The sequence below is a fragment of the Pseudomonas sp. FSL R10-0056 genome (assembly GCF_009600105.1).
Lineage (GTDB): Bacteria > Pseudomonadota > Gammaproteobacteria > Pseudomonadales > Pseudomonadaceae > Aquipseudomonas > Aquipseudomonas bubulae.
Genome location: NZ_WIWL01000199.1, coordinates 15458 through 32398, shown reverse-complemented (window position 1 = coordinate 32398; position 16941 = coordinate 15458). Strand labels below are relative to the sequence as shown.

Sequence of the window (16941 nt, the reverse complement as noted above, 5' to 3'; positions counted from 1 at the left end):
AACTGGGATATTGGTTTCGCTCTTACAGCGAGTCACTTTTTCCAGACGCCGAAAAAGTAACCAAAAAGGCTTGCCCCTGGCGTACGGCCTTCGCTGCGCTCAGGTTCCCTCGCTCCGGTCCCGCTCCGTGGGCACGCCGCCACGGGCCATCCATGGCCCATCGCGGCTCTCCCGGCATCCATGCCGGTCGACCCACTGCGCAGAACCTCCACTCGGCCTGCCGATGGGGCCAGCAGATCAAAATCAAAAGCCAGATCAAAAGCTGCCGAGGCGGTCGAGGCGGCCGAGCGGCCGGTTTGGATGAGGGATTTGCGAACAACAGACGGGCTTGATCGGCAACAGAGTTTCTACAGGGTCATTTGTCTGCCCCAAGTCACAGCAAACGCTAATCCCTCTTATTTCAATTCCCCTTCCCTGCTAAACTTTGCGCCCTCGATTTTGCTCGCTGATCTGGACGTTTGATGCCTTCGTTGCCTCTTCGCCTGTCTCTGCTGCTCATGGCCCTGTGCCTTGGCGGTTGTGATAATGCCCCGCGCTTTACCAAACCCGAGCCCGGCGAAGCCCGCTCAGGCGGGGCTACTACGGTGCGCAAAACCGATCAGAACTCGTTTTCCATGCCTTCGGCCAACTTGTCGCCCACCCGGCGCCTGGATTTCAGCGTCGGCAACAGCTTCTTTCGCAGCCCCTGGGTCATAGCCCCGTCCACCACCACCGCCCGTGATGGCCTGGGCCCGTTGTTCAACACCAACGGCTGCCAGAACTGCCACATCAAGGATGGTCGCGGCCACCCTCCCGCTCCGGGCGCCAAGAACTCGGTGTCGATGCTGGTGCGCCTGTCGATCCCCAACGACCCTGCTTACGCCACGCTGATCGAGCAAGCAGGCATCGTGCCCGAGCCGGTCTATGGTGGCCAGTTGCAGGATATGGCCGTGCCCGGTGTAGCTCCCGAAGGCAAGGTTCGGGTCGATTACGAGCCGGTCACCGTGCGTTTCAAGGACGGCACTGAAGTCGAACTGCGCAAGCCCACCCTGCAGATTACCCAGCTGGGTTATGGCCCGATGCATCCCGACACCCGCATGTCGGCCCGCATTGCACCCCCGATGATCGGCCTGGGGCTGCTCGAGGCCATTCCCAACGAAGCCATTCTGGCCAATGCCGACAAACGTGAGGGTATTGCCGGGCGCCCAAACTGGGTGTGGGATGACGCGCAACAAAAGACAGTGTTGGGCCGTTTTGGCTGGAAAGCCGGGCAACCGAACCTCAATCAACAAAATGTTCACGCTTTTTCTGGTGATATGGGGCTCACGACTTCCCTGAGGCCCTTCGATGACTGCACCAAGGCCCAAACTGCCTGCCTCGAGGCGCCCAACGGCAATGGCCCGGATGGCGAACCCGAGGTCAGCGACAACATTCTGCGCCTGGTGGAGTTCTACACTCGCAACCTGGCCGTACCCGCCCGCCGTGATGTCGGCGCACCCCAGGTGCTGGCCGGGAAAAACCTGTTCTACCAGGCCGGCTGCAACTCATGTCATACGCCAACGTTCACCACATCGGCCAACGCCGCCGAGCCCGAGCTGGCCAATCAGGTCATCCACCCCTACAGCGACTTGCTGCTGCACGACATGGGCCCGGGCCTTGCCGATAACCGCAGCGAATTCGCCGCCAGCGGCCAGGACTGGCGTACGCCGCCGTTGTGGGGAATCGGCTTGACCCAGGCGGTAAGTGGCCACACCCAGTTTTTGCACGATGGTCGTGCCCGCAACCTGCTGGAAGCCGTGCTCTGGCATGGCGGCGAGGCCGAACCGGCCAGGCAGCAGGTGTTACGCTTTAATGCCGAGCAACGCGCCGCGTTGCTGGCGTTCCTGAACTCTCTTTAACGCTTTACAAGATCGGGGACCCCGACATGTTTCGACCCAAGCTGTTGTTCACCAGCCTTGCCGCCATCGCCCTGGCGGCCTGCTCGCCACAAGACCCGCAGGCCGTCACCTCGGCAGCCATCGCCAAACAAGTGATCCTGCCTACCTACAGCCGCTGGGTTGAAGCTGACCGCCAGTTGGCCGTCAGCGCACTGGCCTACTGCCAGGGCAAGGAAACCCTGGAAACGGCCCGCGCCGACTTCCTGCATGCGCAAAGAGCCTGGGCCGAGCTGCAACCTTTGCTGATCGGGCCTCTGGCCGAGGGTAATCGTTCGTGGCAGGTACAGTTCTGGCCGGACAAAAAGAACCTGGTCGGCCGTCAGGTCGAACAACTGGTGATCGCCCAGCCGCAGATCGATGCCGCGGCCCTGGCCAAGTCCAGCGTTGTGGTGCAAGGCCTGTCTGCCTACGAATACATTCTGTTCGACAGCAATATCAACCTGGCCGACGATGCGCAAAAAGCCCGTTACTGCCCGCTGCTGACTGCCATCGGCGAACGTCAGAAGCAACTGGCCGAAGAGATTCTGGCCAGCTGGAACAGCACGGACGGCATGCTCGCGCAAATGAGCAAGTTCCCCAACCAGCGCTACGCCGACTCCCACGAAGCCATCGCTGACGTGCTGCGCGTGCAGGTCACCGCACTCGATACCCTGAAGAAAAAACTCGGCACGCCAATGGGCCGCCAGAGCAAAGGCATCCCGCAACCGTTCCAGGCTGATGCATGGCGCAGCGAGTCGTCACTCAAAAGCCTGGCCGCCAGCCTGGCCGCAGCCCAGACCGTCTGGGCCGGTGTCGACAACAAGGGCCTGCGCAGCCTGCTACCCGCTGAACAAAAGCCGTTGGCTGACAAGATCGACGCGGCCTACGCCACCTCGCTCAAGCTGTTCAATGACAACCAGCGCACCCTCAACGAGTTGCTGGCTGACGATGCCGGGCGCGCCCAGCTCAACGCCATCTACGACAGCCTCAACGTGGTTCACCGCCTGCACGAAGGCGAACTGGCCAAGGCCCTGGGCATCCAGCTGGGCTTTAACGCCAACGACGGCGATTGATAAAGGAAGGTTCGATGATGCGCAGGCAAGCACTCAAGCTTGGTGGCTTATTGCTCAGTGCAATCACGCTGGGCGGTTGGTCACTGTTTAAACAGAAAGGCCAAAGCCCGTTGCTGCTGAGTGCCCGCGACGATGCAGACGGCAATCACCTGGCTGTTGGTTATCGTCTGGATGGCACTCAGGTGTTCAGCACCCGGGTCGGCCAGCGCTGCCATGACATCATTAACCATCCGACACTGCCCATTGCCCTGTTCGTGGCGCGGCGCCCCGGTACCGAAAGCTACCTGATCAGCCTGACAGACGGGGAGTTGCTGCAAACCCTGACGTCCCGGCCCAACAGGCATTTTTATGGGCACGCGGTCATCCATAAAGACGGCGAGTGGCTGTACACCACTGAAAACGACACCACTGATCCGGGCCGTGGCTTGCTTGGGGTTTATCGCTTTGAAGGCGAGCGCCTGATCCACAGCGGTGAAATTCCCACCCACGGCGTCGGCCCGCATCAGGTGTCGTGGATGCCTGACGGTGAAACACTGGTGGTGGCCAACGGCGGTATTCGTACCGAAGCCGAAAGCCGGGTCGAAATGAACCTGAACGCGATGGAACCCAGCCTGGTGCTGATGCACCGTGATGGCAGCCTGATCAGCCAGGAAACCCTGAGCCAGCAGATGAACAGTGTGCGCCATTTGGGCATTGCCAGTGACGGCACCATCGTCGCTTGCCAGCAATTTATGGGGGATGCCCATGAGTTGTCGGAACTGTTGGCCATCAAGCGTCCCGGCCAGCCATTCGAACCCTTCCCGGTGGCCGAGCAGCAACTGCGCGCCATGGGCCATTACACCGCCAGTGTCGCGGTTCACAGTGAGTTGCGTCTGGTTGCGCTGACGGCTCCGCGGGGCAATCGGTTCTTTATCTGGGACCTGGACAGTGGCGTGCTGCGCCTGGATGCGCCATTACCGGATTGTGCTGGGGTGGGTGCAGTGGAGGATGGCTTTGTGGTTACGTCCGGCCAGGGCCGTTGCCGTTTCTACGATTGCCGTCAGAGCGAGCTGATAGCCAAGCCATTGGATTTACCCTCGGGGCTTTGGGACAACCATTTGCATATCATGTAGAGCTGCAGAAACACTTGTAGTCGCTGCCGAAGGAAAGAGGCTGCGTCCGGCTGCGCAGCAGTCGTAAACCCAAAGATCACGGTGTATCAGATACACCAACGCTGGATGGTTTTACGACTGCTGCGCAGCCGGACGTAGCCTCGCACGAATCGTCAACTGCTACAGGAACTTGGCTATTACTTCTTCAGCCCCTGGCTCATTCCAAACATGAACAGCAACAGGTCGTGGTCGGGCCGGGTTGCTACCGCAGCTTTGACCACGCGCGGCAACGGACAATGAGCCCCTATTTGGGCCCCGCTCAACACTCGAGTCACAGGCTGTTCCCAAGCGGCAAACGCCACGCCAGCAATGACCAGGGCACCCAGCAGAAACAAACTTCGTGCTATTTCTCGCTTCATCACCGTAAACCTTTGATAGCGCTGCCAAACACTGTTTTATAAAAGTAGATCAGTCTGTCCCACTCTGTAGCACTCCACGACGAATGGCGTCGCAGTTGTTTAAGATCGTGGGAAGCGGCTTTTTGGGCCGTCAGGCGTTGCCGACTTTTTTCCAGGTCCAGCAAAGCCACGTCAACCTCGGCTCCCTCGCCCTGCCCCGTCACCCGTACAAAGACATGTTTGGCGTACAGGCAGCCGTGCTGCCAACGGCCCAGGTGCATACGAGCCAAGGTATGGCCTATCGCTTCAAGCACTCGGTCATGTACCGCTTCACCGCAGCGCTCGCGCTCACCGGCGGCGTACCAGTTATCGATTTCAACAAAGCCTTCCAGGCCCACGGTCACCAGCAATGCACGCCATTGCTTGTCTGTTGCTTGTTGCGCTCCGCAGTACACCAGCTCCGGCACACCAACCGACAAAGCGCTCAAGGCCAGCAACGCATCCTGTTCACGCAACACCGTCGGGCGACCCAGCGGGTAACGCCAGCTACGGTAGGTATGCCCCACCTGTCGTTTGGCGTAGAGCAAGCGCCCTTCACCATCATGAATCCGTTGTACACCACTCTCGCCACCACGACGCTGATTGGGCTCTTCAACCCATTCGCCTTGCTGATTCCAGTAAAACTCGAATGGGTCTTCAGTCGCAGAGGGGGATTGCTGTACAAAATCAACGGTCATGAGTTATCTCTTTCGTAATACGTAAACCCGCCACATCGCATAGAGCGGAATAAAGTCCAAATGGTCCTGAACGGTGAAACCTGCCTTTTTGAATTCCGCCTCCACTGTAGCAGCAGGTAACACAAAACGATTTTGGTAACCGTATTGATCTGCCTCTGCAGCGCGTTGACGCTCGAGACGCTTGCGTTTCCAGGCCTTAAAATTGCCATCTACCCACAACGAGATAATCACACTGTCCCGGCTAACGCGATGAAGCTCCCGTAATAGAGCCATCCGGTGGCTTGCATCGCCAATGTGGTGCAACAAGCGCATGCAAAAAACACTGTCAACCGAGTTGTCAGGCAAATCTATTTCAAAAGCTGACATCTGCAAGCGCCGTACCCGTTTCACTACGTCGGCGGGTTGGGCCAAAGATGCCACCTCCAGCATGGACGCCGAGTTGTCGGCACCGATGATTTCGCGGCTTGGCATTTGTGCCAGCAACGGCCAGAAACGGCCCGCGCCACAAGGCAAATCGAGAACGACCTGAGGTTCGCCTGCCAGCTGCAAAGCGCGACGCGCCAATTGTTCATCGCGCTTGTGCGACAAACGTCGGGCCAGGCCGTCCTGATGCTTGATCAGGTATTGCGTAGCGTGATGCTGGTCGTACTTTTCAGAAAATTTGAGTTTGATGACCGAGTTCATGCAAGTGCTCCAGAAGCTAATGAGCACTACCTTAATCAGCGGGACGTGTGCATCAGGTCATGGACAGGTGAAAATTCTGTCAGACCATTCATACAAACATTTCAAGGTTTTACAGGTTGAAAGTACTGGCGCAGGGCCACTTACGTCCAGACTTTCGGGGTGTGCGGCCTGCAGAACGCAAGCCGCAGAAAAGACTTCAAACCTCGGCCGGACCAAGCTCGACACGAAAACGGCAGCCATTTGGCTCCATGGTGGTCAGTGTGACCCGCCAGCCCTGGCTATCGCAGATGCGCTGCACCAGTGACAGGCCAAGCCCCAGGCCTTCACCGCGTTTTTCGCTGCCGCGCACAAAGGGCTGAAACATCGCCTGGCGCTTTTCTTCAGGGATGCCCACGCCGCTGTCTTCCACCACAAAACCGCTGGGTTCCAGGGTCAGCCGGATAAACCCGCTGTCGGTGTAGTGCAAGGCATTGCGCAACAAGTTGCCCATGACGGCATGCAGGAAAGTGGCGTTATAACGGGTATCCAGCGGATTGCCGGGGTCGTAGATCAGCTCAAGCCCCTTAGCTTCAATCGGCTCGCGCCACAGGCTGATCAGGTCTTCGGCCACGGTAGTCAAGGTCACCGTAGGCGACATGTTGGCATCCTCATGCTGGGCACGGGCCAGCATGAGGAAGGTTTGCACCAGTTCGCGCATTTCCTCACAGGCACGGGAAATACGCTCGACCTGTGAACGACTGCGCTGATCCAGCGACGGGCTTTCCAGCAACAGCTCGCAGGAACTGGCCAGCACCATCAGCGGAGTACGCAGCTCGTGACTGACATCACTGGTGAACAAACGCTCGCGGGTCAGGGTGTCGCGCAACCGACCCAGCGTGGCATCGAACGCCACTGCCAGCTCGCCCACTTCATCGGCCGCATAATCCGGGGCCAACGGCGGCGCCAGCCCCAGTAACTGATCGCGATGGCGGACCTGGCGTGCCAGACGGATAACCGGAGCCATCACCCGCCGCGCCAGGGTCCAACCCAGGAACACCGCCAGCGCCAGCGCCAGGACAAAACCGACGGCGACCACAGCAAACAACACGCGCTCGCGCTCTTCAAAATCGCTCTGGTCTTGCAGCAGGACATAACGCCGGCCATCGACCACTTCTACCATCGCGTGATACGACAACTGGTCACGGAACACCTCATGAAAGCCCGGATCCAGATGACGCAGGTCCTTGGGCAGGGCAAAGTCGCCACGCCCGCCACTGAAATAAAACAGCTGGCTCGGCTTGGGGCGATGGTTCCACTCCGCGCCGTTGTCCATCAGCAACAGGCGCTGCAAATCCCCGCCCAGCCCTGCCGATATGAGTTTTTCTTCGACCAGGTGCACGGTGGCAATAATGCCCACAGCGAATGTCCCTGCCACCAGCGCGCTCATCAATGCAAAAGCGATGATGATCCGCTGGGAAAGACTTTGCCTAAACTCCATCACGAACCTCGGCGAGGCGATAGCCCACGCCATGTACGGTGTGCAACAGAGGCTTGTCGAACGGCTTGTCGATGACCTGACGCAATTGGTGGACGTGGCTGCGCAGGCTGTCGCTGTCCGGGCAATCATCGCCCCACAAGGCTTCTTCCAGCACTTCGCGGCGCAATACATGGGGGCTTTTCTGCATGAGTACCGCCAGCAATTTCAAGCCCACCGGATTGAGCTTGAGCAGACGGCCTTCGCGTGTCACTTCCAGGGTATCGAGGTCGTAACGCAACTCGCCGACCTGCAGTTCGCGTCGCCCGCCGCCCTGGGCACGACGCAAAACCGCCTCGATTCGGGCAGCCAGCTCGGACAGGGCAAAGGGTTTTAGCAAATAGTCATCGGCACCTGACTTGAAGCCTTGCAGGCGGTCATCCAACTGGTCGCGGGCGGTCAGCATGATCACCGGGGTATCGCGACGGGCATCTTCACGCAGGCGCTTGCACAGGGTGTAGCCGTCGATGCCGGGCAACATGATATCGAGCACAATCAGGTCGTAATGCTCGGTGGCCGCCAGGTGCAGGCCCGACAAACCATCTTGCGCACAGTCAACGGTATAGCCCTTGAGACCCAGGTAGTCGGCAAGGTTGGCGAGGATATCGCGGTTGTCTTCAACCAATAGAATTCGCATGGGCACTCTCTCCGTTCACAGTTACGGCCGTCTTGGCCCGCGCAGCTTAAGGCCAAGAACCCCGCAGGGCCAGCACCACAGGGCGCTCAGACAATTTAGTTACGACTCTCACATAAATGACATTTTTTTTACTGTCGGTTCACAAACTCAATACAGTGGCGCCGGCACACTTTCGCACCCCCGCGTTTAAGGAAAAACAACTAATGCGTCTGCTGCACACCGCGCCTATGCGCTATCTCCTGCTGTTGACTGGCTGTTGGCTGGCGACCTTTCTAATCACCCGAGGCGTTCTGCTAGTTACACACCTGGGAGAGGCCGGCAACAACTGGCTGCCCGTGTTTGGCATTGGTTTGCTCTACGACCTTGGCTTTCTAGCCTATGCCGCCGTGCCGCTGGGGGGCTATCTGCTGTTATGCCCACCAGCCCTGTGGCGTCGCCGCGGCCACCAGTGGTTCCTGCAGGGCCTGCTGACGGTCAGCTTGTTTGCCATGCTTTTTACTGGCGTGGCCGAGTGGCTGTTCTGGGATGAGTTCGGCGTGCGTTTCAACTTTATCGCCGTGGACTACCTGGTCTACTCCGATGAAGTGCTGAATAACGTACTGGAATCCTATCCAATCGGCATCCTGCTCAGCGCCATCGCCCTGGCTGCCATTGTATTGAGCCTGATAGTGCGTAAACCGTTCAATGCGGCCATGAATGCCGAGCTACCGACACTGGGTGGACGTATCGCCACCTTTGCCGGCCTGCTGCTGGTAGCGGGCCTGTGCCTGCAACTGCTCGACCAGGACAGCCCGCGCGGTCAGGGCGGCAACGCCTACCAGCATGAACTGGCGAGCAATGGCCCTTACCAGTTCTTCGCCGCATTCCGTAACAACGAGCTGGACTACCAGCAGTTTTACGCCAGCCTGCCCACCGATGTAGTGGCCAAACAGTTGCGCGCCGAACTGACCGAGCCCAACGCCACCTTTGTGGGCCAGGACCCACTGGATATCCGCCGCAACATCGATAACCCGGGTGCTGTGCGCCAGCCCAATATCGTACTGGTGACCATCGAAAGCCTCAGTGCCAAGTACCTGGGCAGCAACGGTGATGGCCGCAACCTGACGCCGAATCTGGATCAGCTGCGTAAAGAGAGCCTGTACTTCAACAACTTTTATGCCACCGGCACGCGTACCGACCGGGGCCTGGAAGCCATTACCCTGGCCATTCCGCCGACGCCCGGGCGTTCAATCGTCAAGCGTATCGGCCGTGAAAGCGGCTTTGCGAGCCTGGGCCAGCAGCTCAATGGCGTGGGCTATGACAGCGTGTTCGTCTATGGCGGGCGCGGTTACTTCGACAATATGAACGCCTTCTTCAGCGGTAACGGCTACCGCGTGGTCGACCAAAGCAGCGTTAATGAGGCCGATATCCACTTCAAAAATGCGTGGGGCATGGCTGACGAAGACTTGTACCGCGAAACCCTGAAACTGGCCGATGCCAATTACGCGCAACAAAAACCGTTTTTGTTGCAACTGATGACGACCTCCAACCACCGTCCTTACACCTACCCTGAGGGCCGGATCGACATCAAATCGGGTAACGGCCGCGACGGCGCAGTGAAATACACCGACTACGCCATCGGCCAATTCCTCAACGATGCGCGTAAAAAGCCGTGGTTCGACAATACGATTTTCGTCTTCGTTGCCGACCACACGGCGGGCAGTGCCGGCAAGGAAGACTTGCCGATCACCAACTATCAGATCCCGCTGTTTATCTATGCGCCCAAGTTGATCGACGCCCGTGAAAACTCGCAACTGGCCAGCCAGATCGACCTGGCGCCCACCTTGCTCGGCTTGCTGAACCTGGATTACCAGTCGACCTTCTTTGGCCGCAACCTGTTGCAGGAAAACCCACTGCCGCCGCGCGTGGTCGTGGGCAATTACCAGCACCTGGGTTTGTTTGACGGCAAAGACCTGGCCATTCTCAGCCCGCGTCAGGGGCTGCGCCGCCATGATGATGCGCTGAGCACCAGTATTGAATCGCGGGTAGCGGCGACTGATCCGCTGATTGAGCGGGCAATAGCCTACTACCAGGGTGCCAGTCATGGCTTCAAGCAGCAATTGCTGGGCTGGAAGCCGGCGCAAAAGGGACATGTGCAGGTTTCAGAACGCTAATTGACCCACGACCCTCACCCCAACCCTCTCCCATAGGGAGAGGGCTAGGGTGAGGGGCTTTTAACAGACCTACAAAAAAGCCCCGCCTGATTACTCAGGCGGGGCTTTTGCGTAGCGGGGTAAGGCTGGCTGTCGGGTAAGAAGCGGCCATTGCTGGCCGCCCCTCCCCTAAGAACTGTACGTGCGAGTTTCCCCGCATACAGCTCAAGCCTTTGTAAGCCCTCCCGCATGGGAGAGCCAGCAGTGAGCTCGCTCCTAACCCTTGGGTGGATATGGATCGTTGCCGTAGGAGTCCCGGGCGCGGATCTTTCCATCCTGACCATGGATTAGAACTTCACTCTTTTGGTTCTGAGCAATGCTGCGTGCTGCTTCAGCGGCTTCCTGCTGGGTTCTGTGATGCGAGGTATCTTTCGAATTCCCCTCACCACGTACTGCCCAACCATCATCCCTCTTTACAACGTGCTGGTTCTTACCTGACATAGGACACCTCGACATATTGAGAATGTCCTCGGAGACTAGCAAGCAAAGACCATAAACACAACATGCACCAAGAACCAATTCACTGAAGCACAACATATGGTGGTAGCAATAAAGCATCACCGAATAAGTTGCGCATGTAGCTGCCGATGACAATTGGGGTGCAGCAACTCCACGTTTTCCAGCTCGTCGCCACCGCCCTTGTGCCGCTCGACGATGTGGTGAATGTTCCACCCCGTATCGAACGTTATTAGTTGCTTGCACAACGGGCAGCGCTTGTTCTGGGCAATCCAGAGCCTCAGCGTTTTCCGTTTCCCCTCATCCGAACTTCGCCACGCATATTCCAGCCGTTGCTCGAAGTACATCTCGTCCTCTGGGGCGTATGGGTTAGCCTCGGCCTTGATTTTGGTGTGCCGCTTGATCGGCGTATCGCTGGCGTACAACAAGTGGAGCAGTTTGCCGCTGGGGTGTAGCCCGGAAAATACCCAGCTGCGTGTTCCCACACGCTTGAAGTACTTTTCCTTGACCCAGCGTTTGCAGCGATTCAAATGTCGCCGCCTGCACCATCGCCATAGCAATTTCCAGATCCTGTAATCCACATAGTTAAAGGTCTGCTTAGCGACAATCGGCCGATGATAATTGGCCCAACCCCGGATAACCGGGTTGAGCTGCTTGATCAACAGACTGGCCGGTACCGCTTTGTTCACCTCAACCAACGCCTTAACCTTGGCCAGCAATGCTTTCACGTTCTTGTGACCTGGCTTTATCAGCAGCTTGTCACCGTACTTGCGAACGTTCTGACCGAGGAAATCGAACCCGTCCGCCACATGCGTGAACAGCGTTTTCTCCACCGCAAGGCTCAACCCACGCTTGGCCATAAAGGCTTCAACAACGGGTCTTACCTCGTTTTCCAGCAGCTCTTTCGAGATGCCAGTGATGACGAAATCATCTGCGTACCGCACATAATTGACCTTGGTCTTGTAGCTGGCTTTGGTGTTGCGCTGCCCGAATCGAGATTCAAGCTCCTTTTCCAGTCCATCAAGGGCCAAGTTGGCCAATACGGGCGAGATGATGAACTGGTCAAGTAATCCCGGACACCGATTACGGTGTTTATGCCGCTTTTTGCTCCATGGCTATTGGCGACAGGTAGTTGTTGTAGCTGTGGAGCCTGATTCGGTTGTATCGCATGAAGAAGCTAGTTATATCCTGCCTGGCTTCTTCAACTGTCGTGTAGCCCTTATTGGGCACCCACTCTGATTTGAGTGTCCCGAAGAAACGCTCTGTTGGCGCGTTGTCCCAGCACTGCCCTCTGCGGCTCATGCTTTGTGTTATCCCATGCTCCAGCAGCGCGGACTGAAAGAGCTGGCTGGTGTATTGGCAGCCTTGATCCGAATGAAACATCAAGCCTGCATGTTTACCTCGAACCTCCACCGCCATTCTCAGCGCTCTGCTAACCAGGTTGGCGTCATTGATCAGAGAGAACGCCCAGCCAACGATTCGGCGGGCGAACAGATCAATGACTGCTGCCAAGTGATACCAGCGTTTACCAACCATCAGGCTGGTAACGTCGCCGCACCAGACCTGATTGATTGCGGTTGGCTCGAAGTTACGCTTGAGCAGGTTCTTGGCCACAAATGCTTCGACGCCTCTAGAGCGATACTGATGGCGACGGCGCTGTCTGCTGGCCAAATTTGCCTCCGCCATGAGTTTTCCGGCCAGATGCCGCCCCACTTTGATCTGCCGGGCCTTCAAGTGCTGAGAGATCATCCGCGCGCCTGCACTTCCCCGGCTTTCGTCATGCAGTTGCACGACTTTTGCTCTGAGCGCGTCACGCTTGGTATTCGGCGCTGAACGACGCTTAAGCCAGTCATAAAACGCGCTGCGGGAAACGCTCAACGCACTACAAAGGAGGCGGATCGGATATGAGTTCGACTCTCTCAGCTCTTCGATCAGGAAAAACGATCGGGATCCGACATCAAGAGAGCCGTAGCTTTTTTTAAGATTTCAGCCTCGGTCTCCAGGCGCTTGACCTTGGCTCGCAGCTGTTGAAGCTCTCGTTGTTCGTCGCTGATTGCCTTAGTACCTGCCACTGGCTGCCCTTTCTGACGCTCTTTGCGAACCTGATCAATCCAGCGGCGCAGAGCGGTAGGCCCAACGTCCATCGATGCACAGACGTCAGGAACTGAGCAGCTATCATCAAGAACCATGCTTGCAGCACGTTGCTTGAACTCGCGGGTGTAGGTCTTTCGCTCTTGCATGGAACCTCCTGATTGGGCGAATCATATCGCCCTTAAGAGGTGTCCGGGAGCATTAGGCCAGTTCATGATGCCTCCTTGCGGAGTTCCCGCCCCCGTCGGATTCAATCGACCGGATTCCATATATCCCACTTTCAGCCATTTCCTTAGAACCACTTTGTCCATCGGGACGTTAGTGATCAGCCAGTCGTGACTGATGTTGTCGAAACATCCCTTTATATCGCCCTCCATGACCCACTGCGCAGAATGCTTGCGACCGAGATTGACGAACAATTGCTCGATTGCATCTGCCGTGGAACGGTGAGGGCGAAAGCCATAGGAGCTTCGGTCGGCTGTGGTCTCAGACACCGGTTCAAGTGCCAGCAGGTATAACGCCTGCATCGCTCGATCCAGCATCGTCGGAATACCCAGCGGTCTACGCTGGCCATTTGCTTTGGGAATGTAAATCCGCCGCAATGGCCGGGGCTTGTAGCCCCTGCGCTCTAACCGAAAAACTGCCTTCCATTTGCTTTCAGACGTGCTCCAGGTTTCCCCATCGACGCCGGGAGTCCTGCGACCCCGGTTTTCAGTGACCCGTTTAACCGCCAACACCTTGGCTGCAAACGAGCGAACCAGCATACGCTGCAAGGTTTTCACCTGCCGCCATTGCTGATTCTTAGCTGCCTTCGCGATCCGTACCTGTAGCCCTCGCACCTGTCGATGACCTGTTTCCCAGTCTATCGAATGCCAACTGGTGGCCAGATGGGAGGACGCAGGTACTTCTATTTCAGACGCACTCATCTTGCTTTTCCTCCAGAGAAGATCTCCCCAGAGGGCAGCGGACGCACGTCGCCCTTGTGGGGGAGTGAGTACACCGCCCCGCAAGGGATTTCTATGAGTTAGACGCAGCCGGTCAAACCGACAAACGTCTGTTCTTGATGGCTTTACAAGCCTTCTCGCGATCAAAGACCAGTCGGAAGTCAGCACCGTTTCCAGTCAGGGCAGAGCCCTTATCCAACCCCATTACAGGGAGGCGTTCGCTTTTTCCGACATCCTCTACCCGCATTTTCAACAGTCTTCCTCACGGTCGACCTGCCTTGCCATACAGGCCAATGGCGAAAATACGGGCTTACCGAGTTCCATAACCGTCACAAGGATGGGTTAGGCCCTGCCTATTCACCGATGACTCAATGTCAGCGTGCCCCCAGATGTAAAAGGGACAACCAGTCATGCACCATTTTGGTCAAAGCCTATCAGCAACTTTGGCTCCATGCGGTTGACGGTGTTTATCAGCAGTTCACTTACGTTGGCCATACCAACCAGCCTAGCGTCTCACCCGCGTGTTGCTCGCAGGGTCTGCATGGCACCTCACGGTAACCACACACCACAGAATCATGGGACTACATTGTCAGGAAGCTTCGCACCCCGCCGTTACCAGCGACGCACTATCCCTAGGCTACTTTTGGCTGAACAAAAGGTCTCGCGTCCCGTCTACCTTGCGGTTTCTGGTTGAGACAATGACAGCTATGGCTTGCGCCCTATAGATAGGAGCAGGCCAGCTTTTTTTAGACACGACTTCCCATACCTCCCTCGCAGTGATTCAAAATCTGCAAGCTCAGTACGAATATCGTTCTGATGATTCCCGGAGAGGAAATCACGATATATAGGCGACATTGCGCCGAATTCTAAGCACCTTGTGGGTGCCGGAAATCCGGGCTTTGGCGCCCGGACTTCGGGTTTTTTTTAAGCTGTTTCTGCGGGAAAGTGGTCACCAAACCATGTTGATGACCACCAGATGTAGCCCGCTAGGTGCTTCTACCTATAGCGACTCTCGTCGCACTACATCATGCCGCCCATACCACCCATGCCGCCCATGTCTGGCATGCCGCCAGCTGGTTTGTCTTCCTGGATCTCAGCGATCATCGCCTCAGTGGTGATCATCAGGCTGGCAATCGACGAAGCCGCTTGCAGAGCTGAACGAGTCACTTTAGCCGGGTCAAGGATACCCATTTCGATCATGTCGCCGTATTCACCAGTGGCTGCGTTGTAACCGTAGTTACCCGAACCCTGCTTCACTTTGTCGACAACTACGCTTGGCTCATCACCGGAGTTGGCAACGATCTGGCGCAGAGGTGCTTCAACAGCACGACGCAGCAGAGCAATACCCACGTTCTGATCAGCGTTGTCGCCTTTCAGTTCGGAGATGGCTTGCAGAGCGCGAACCAGTGCCACGCCACCGCCAGGTACCACGCCTTCTTCAACGGCTGCACGAGTAGCGTGCAGGGCGTCTTCAACGCGGGCTTTCTTCTCTTTCATTTCTACTTCGGAACCAGCGCCAACCTTGATCACTGCAACGCCGCCAGACAGCTTGGCCAGACGCTCTTGCAGTTTTTCACGGTCGTAGTCCGAAGTGGTATCAGCCACTTGAGCACGGATCTGGGTAACACGTGCCTGGATGTCCGCATCGTTGCCAGCACCATCGATGATGGTGGTGTTTTCTTTGGACAGGATCACGCGCTTGGCGTTACCCAGGTGCTCCAGGGTAGTGCTTTCCAGGCTCAGGCCGATCTCTTCGGAGATTACGGTACCGCCAGTCAGAACAGCGATGTCCTGCAGCATTGCTTTACGACGGTCACCGAAGCCTGGTGCTTTGACAGCAGCGACTTTAACGATACCGCGCATGTTGTTCACAACCAGAGTCGCCAGGGCTTCGCCTTCAACGTCTTCAGCCACGATCAGCAGTGGACGGCCGGCTTTTGCAACGGCTTCCAGAACTGGCAGCATTTCGCGGATGTTGGAGATCTTTTTGTCAACCAACAGGATCAGCGGGCCGTCCAGCTCAGCCACCATGGTGTCTGGCTTGTTCACGAAGTAAGGGGACAGGTAGCCACGGTCGAACTGCATGCCTTCAACAACAGACAGTTCGTTTTCCAGGCCCGAGCCTTCTTCAACGGTGATCACGCCTTCTTTACCGACTTTTTCCATGGCTTCGGCAATGATTTCGCCGATGGAGCTGTCGGAGTTGGCAGAAATGGTACCAACCTGGGCAATTGCCTTGCCGTCAGCGCATGGCTTGGCCAGTTGACGCAGTTCTTTGACGATAGCGATGGTCGCTTTGTCGATACCGCGCTTCAGGTCCATCGGGTTCATGCCGGCAGCGACGGCTTTCAGGCCTTCGTTGACGATCGACTGAGCCAGAACGGTTGCAGTGGTAGTACCGTCACCAGCGTCATCGTTGGCACGGGAGGCAACGTCTTTAACCAGCTGCGCGCCCATGTTTTCGAAGCGGTCTTTCAGCTCGATTTCTTTTGCAACGGACACGCCGTCCTTGGTGATGGTCGGAGCGCCGAAGCTCTTCTCGATGATCACGTTACGGCCTTTAGGGCCCAGGGTCGCTTTTACTGCGTCAGCCAGGACGTTTACACCAGCCAACATTTTTTTGCGGGCGGAGTCGCCGAATTTAACTTCTTTAGCAGCCATGTTCGTTCTTCCTTAAATACTTTGTAGTAACGGGAAAAGGAGCGGGAAATCAGCCTTCAATTACAGCGAGAATCTCGTTCTCAGCCATAACCAACAGGTCTTCGCCGTCGACTTTTACAGTGTTGCTGCCGGAGTAAGGGCCGAACACAACCTTGTCACCCACTTTAACGGCCAGTGCACGCACTTCACCGTTGTCCAGAACGCGACCCGTACCAACGGCGATCACTTCACCGCTGTTAGCTTTTTCAGCAGCAGAACCCGGCAGAACGATACCACCAGCGGTTTTCTTTTCTTCTTCGCTGCGACGGATTACGACGCGGTCATGCAGAGGACGAAGCTTCATTGTCGATCTCTCCTAATTGAGGTGTTCATCGGCCGGTGTCAATACCGGCTGGGTTTACAAGTCCGGAAATGCCGGGTGCGATTCGCGGTTGGGATTTTGCTGTTGCCAGTAAAACCCTGCGGTGTCCGTTACATAAGGGCGCATCCACTTATTACAAGGGCACGCCCACGAAATTTTTAACCTGGCGTGCCACTTGAAACAGACACGGCACCCAAGGTGCCGTGTT

The 16941-nt window shown here is 57.1% G+C and carries 15 protein-coding genes and 1 pseudogene; 4 read left to right on the top strand and 12 right to left on the bottom strand.

The window, feature by feature from the left end:
- Positions 1–461: 461 nt before the first annotated feature.
- From GHO42_RS18075 to GHO42_RS18065, 3 genes are read left to right on the top strand one after another with little or no spacing between them, the layout of a single operon-like run.
- A complete protein-coding gene (locus tag GHO42_RS18075; protein ID WP_095019401.1) occupies positions 462–1877 on the top strand; it encodes a di-heme oxidoredictase family protein in 1416 nt (471 codons plus the stop codon).
- Positions 1878–1903: 26 nt separating this feature from the next.
- Positions 1904–2968 carry an imelysin family protein gene (locus GHO42_RS18070; protein WP_153328410.1) on the top strand — a complete coding sequence of 355 codons (1065 nt, stop codon included), beginning with the start codon at positions 1904–1906 and terminating at the stop codon, positions 2966–2968.
- A 14-nt stretch (positions 2969–2982) separates the two neighbouring features.
- A complete protein-coding gene (locus GHO42_RS18065) occupies positions 2983–4080 on the top strand; it encodes a DUF1513 domain-containing protein (RefSeq protein WP_095003362.1) in 1098 nt (365 codons plus the stop codon).
- Between the two features lie 176 nt (positions 4081–4256).
- Here GHO42_RS18065 and GHO42_RS26195 read toward each other — a convergent pair whose 3' ends face one another.
- The 5 genes from GHO42_RS26195 to colR form a co-directional block, all read right to left on the bottom strand.
- Positions 4257–4478, bottom strand: coding sequence for a hypothetical protein (locus GHO42_RS26195; protein WP_095003361.1), 222 nt, complete (start codon positions 4476–4478; stop codon positions 4257–4259).
- Positions 4478–5194 carry a lipopolysaccharide kinase InaA family protein gene (locus GHO42_RS18055; protein WP_095019398.1) on the bottom strand — a complete coding sequence of 239 codons (717 nt, stop codon included), beginning with the start codon at positions 5192–5194 and terminating at the stop codon, positions 4478–4480. The genes GHO42_RS26195 and GHO42_RS18055 overlap by 1 nt, the downstream gene beginning before the upstream one ends.
- Before the next feature lie 3 nt (positions 5195–5197).
- The gene (locus GHO42_RS18050; RefSeq protein WP_130871921.1) at positions 5198–5878 is read right to left on the bottom strand and encodes a class I SAM-dependent methyltransferase; all 681 of its coding nucleotides are present in this window, start codon (positions 5876–5878) and stop codon (positions 5198–5200) included.
- Positions 5879–6074: 196 nt separating this feature from the next.
- On the bottom strand, positions 6075–7355 hold the full coding sequence (locus GHO42_RS18045) for a HAMP domain-containing sensor histidine kinase (protein WP_153328412.1): 1281 nt from the start codon (positions 7353–7355) through the stop codon (positions 6075–6077).
- Positions 7345–8028 (bottom strand): two-component system response regulator ColR, encoded by a 684-nt coding sequence (gene colR / locus GHO42_RS18040; protein ID WP_016779797.1) that lies wholly within the window; start codon positions 8026–8028, stop codon positions 7345–7347. The genes GHO42_RS18045 and colR overlap by 11 nt, the downstream gene beginning before the upstream one ends.
- A 203-nt stretch (positions 8029–8231) precedes the next feature.
- Here colR and GHO42_RS18035 point away from each other — a divergent pair, with 203 nt between their 5' ends.
- Complete coding sequence (locus GHO42_RS18035) at positions 8232–10181, top strand: LTA synthase family protein (protein WP_153328414.1); 1950 nt, start codon at positions 8232–8234, stop codon at positions 10179–10181.
- A 255-nt stretch (positions 10182–10436) separates the two neighbouring features.
- On the opposite strand, the gene GHO42_RS18030 is transcribed toward GHO42_RS18035, so the two are convergent.
- From GHO42_RS18030 to GHO42_RS18005, 7 genes and pseudogenes are all read right to left on the bottom strand, one after another.
- Positions 10437–10661: a DUF2188 domain-containing protein gene (locus tag GHO42_RS18030; protein ID WP_094988926.1), complete on the bottom strand. Its 225-nt coding sequence runs from the start codon at positions 10659–10661 to the stop codon at positions 10437–10439.
- 116 nt (positions 10662–10777) lie between these two features.
- Entirely contained in the window at positions 10778–11728 is a 951-nt protein-coding gene (locus GHO42_RS26475; RefSeq protein ID WP_317757938.1) for a group II intron maturase-specific domain-containing protein, read from the bottom strand.
- A gap of 40 nt (positions 11729–11768) precedes the next feature.
- The gene (locus GHO42_RS18020; protein ID WP_256670639.1) at positions 11769–12599 is read right to left on the bottom strand and encodes an IS3 family transposase; all 831 of its coding nucleotides are present in this window, start codon (positions 12597–12599) and stop codon (positions 11769–11771) included.
- 8 nt (positions 12600–12607) lie between these two features.
- Positions 12608–12916, bottom strand: a complete 309-nt coding sequence (locus GHO42_RS26180) for a transposase (protein WP_076965378.1) — start codon at positions 12914–12916, stop codon at positions 12608–12610.
- A 60-nt stretch (positions 12917–12976) separates the two neighbouring features.
- Positions 12977–13693, bottom strand: a pseudogene (locus tag GHO42_RS18015) (reverse transcriptase N-terminal domain-containing protein); the annotation flags it as partial.
- A gap of 1038 nt (positions 13694–14731) precedes the next feature.
- A complete protein-coding gene (groL, locus tag GHO42_RS18010; RefSeq protein ID WP_016779795.1) occupies positions 14732–16372 on the bottom strand; it encodes a chaperonin GroEL in 1641 nt (546 codons plus the stop codon).
- 49 nt (positions 16373–16421) lie between these two features.
- The gene (locus GHO42_RS18005; protein WP_016779794.1) at positions 16422–16715 is read right to left on the bottom strand and encodes a co-chaperone GroES; all 294 of its coding nucleotides are present in this window, start codon (positions 16713–16715) and stop codon (positions 16422–16424) included.
- Positions 16716–16941 lie beyond the last annotated feature (226 nt).

Bases quoted from the DNA above. Each gene is read 5' to 3' on its own strand.
- colR (WP_016779797.1), bottom strand. From the start codon at position 8,028: ATGCGAATTCTATTGGTTGAAGACAACCGCGATATCCTCGCCAACCTT.
- GHO42_RS18055 (WP_095019398.1), bottom strand. From the start codon at position 5,194: ATGACCGTTGATTTTGTACAGCAATCCCCCTCTGCGACTGAAGACCCA.
- GHO42_RS18005 (WP_016779794.1), bottom strand. From the start codon at position 16,715: ATGAAGCTTCGTCCTCTGCATGACCGCGTCGTAATCCGTCGCAGCGAA.
- GHO42_RS18050 (WP_130871921.1), bottom strand. From the start codon at position 5,878: ATGAACTCGGTCATCAAACTCAAATTTTCTGAAAAGTACGACCAGCAT.
- groL (WP_016779795.1), bottom strand. From the start codon at position 16,372: ATGGCTGCTAAAGAAGTTAAATTCGGCGACTCCGCCCGCAAAAAAATG.
- GHO42_RS18070 (WP_153328410.1), top strand. From the start codon at position 1,904: ATGTTTCGACCCAAGCTGTTGTTCACCAGCCTTGCCGCCATCGCCCTG.
- GHO42_RS18035 (WP_153328414.1), top strand. From the start codon at position 8,232: ATGCGTCTGCTGCACACCGCGCCTATGCGCTATCTCCTGCTGTTGACT.
- GHO42_RS18045 (WP_153328412.1), bottom strand. From the start codon at position 7,355: ATGGAGTTTAGGCAAAGTCTTTCCCAGCGGATCATCATCGCTTTTGCA.
- GHO42_RS18075 (WP_095019401.1), top strand. From the start codon at position 462: ATGCCTTCGTTGCCTCTTCGCCTGTCTCTGCTGCTCATGGCCCTGTGC.
- GHO42_RS18030 (WP_094988926.1), bottom strand. From the start codon at position 10,661: ATGTCAGGTAAGAACCAGCACGTTGTAAAGAGGGATGATGGTTGGGCA.
- GHO42_RS18065 (WP_095003362.1), top strand. From the start codon at position 2,983: ATGATGCGCAGGCAAGCACTCAAGCTTGGTGGCTTATTGCTCAGTGCA.
- GHO42_RS26195 (WP_095003361.1), bottom strand. From the start codon at position 4,478: ATGAAGCGAGAAATAGCACGAAGTTTGTTTCTGCTGGGTGCCCTGGTC.
- GHO42_RS26180 (WP_076965378.1), bottom strand. From the start codon at position 12,916: ATGCAAGAGCGAAAGACCTACACCCGCGAGTTCAAGCAACGTGCTGCA.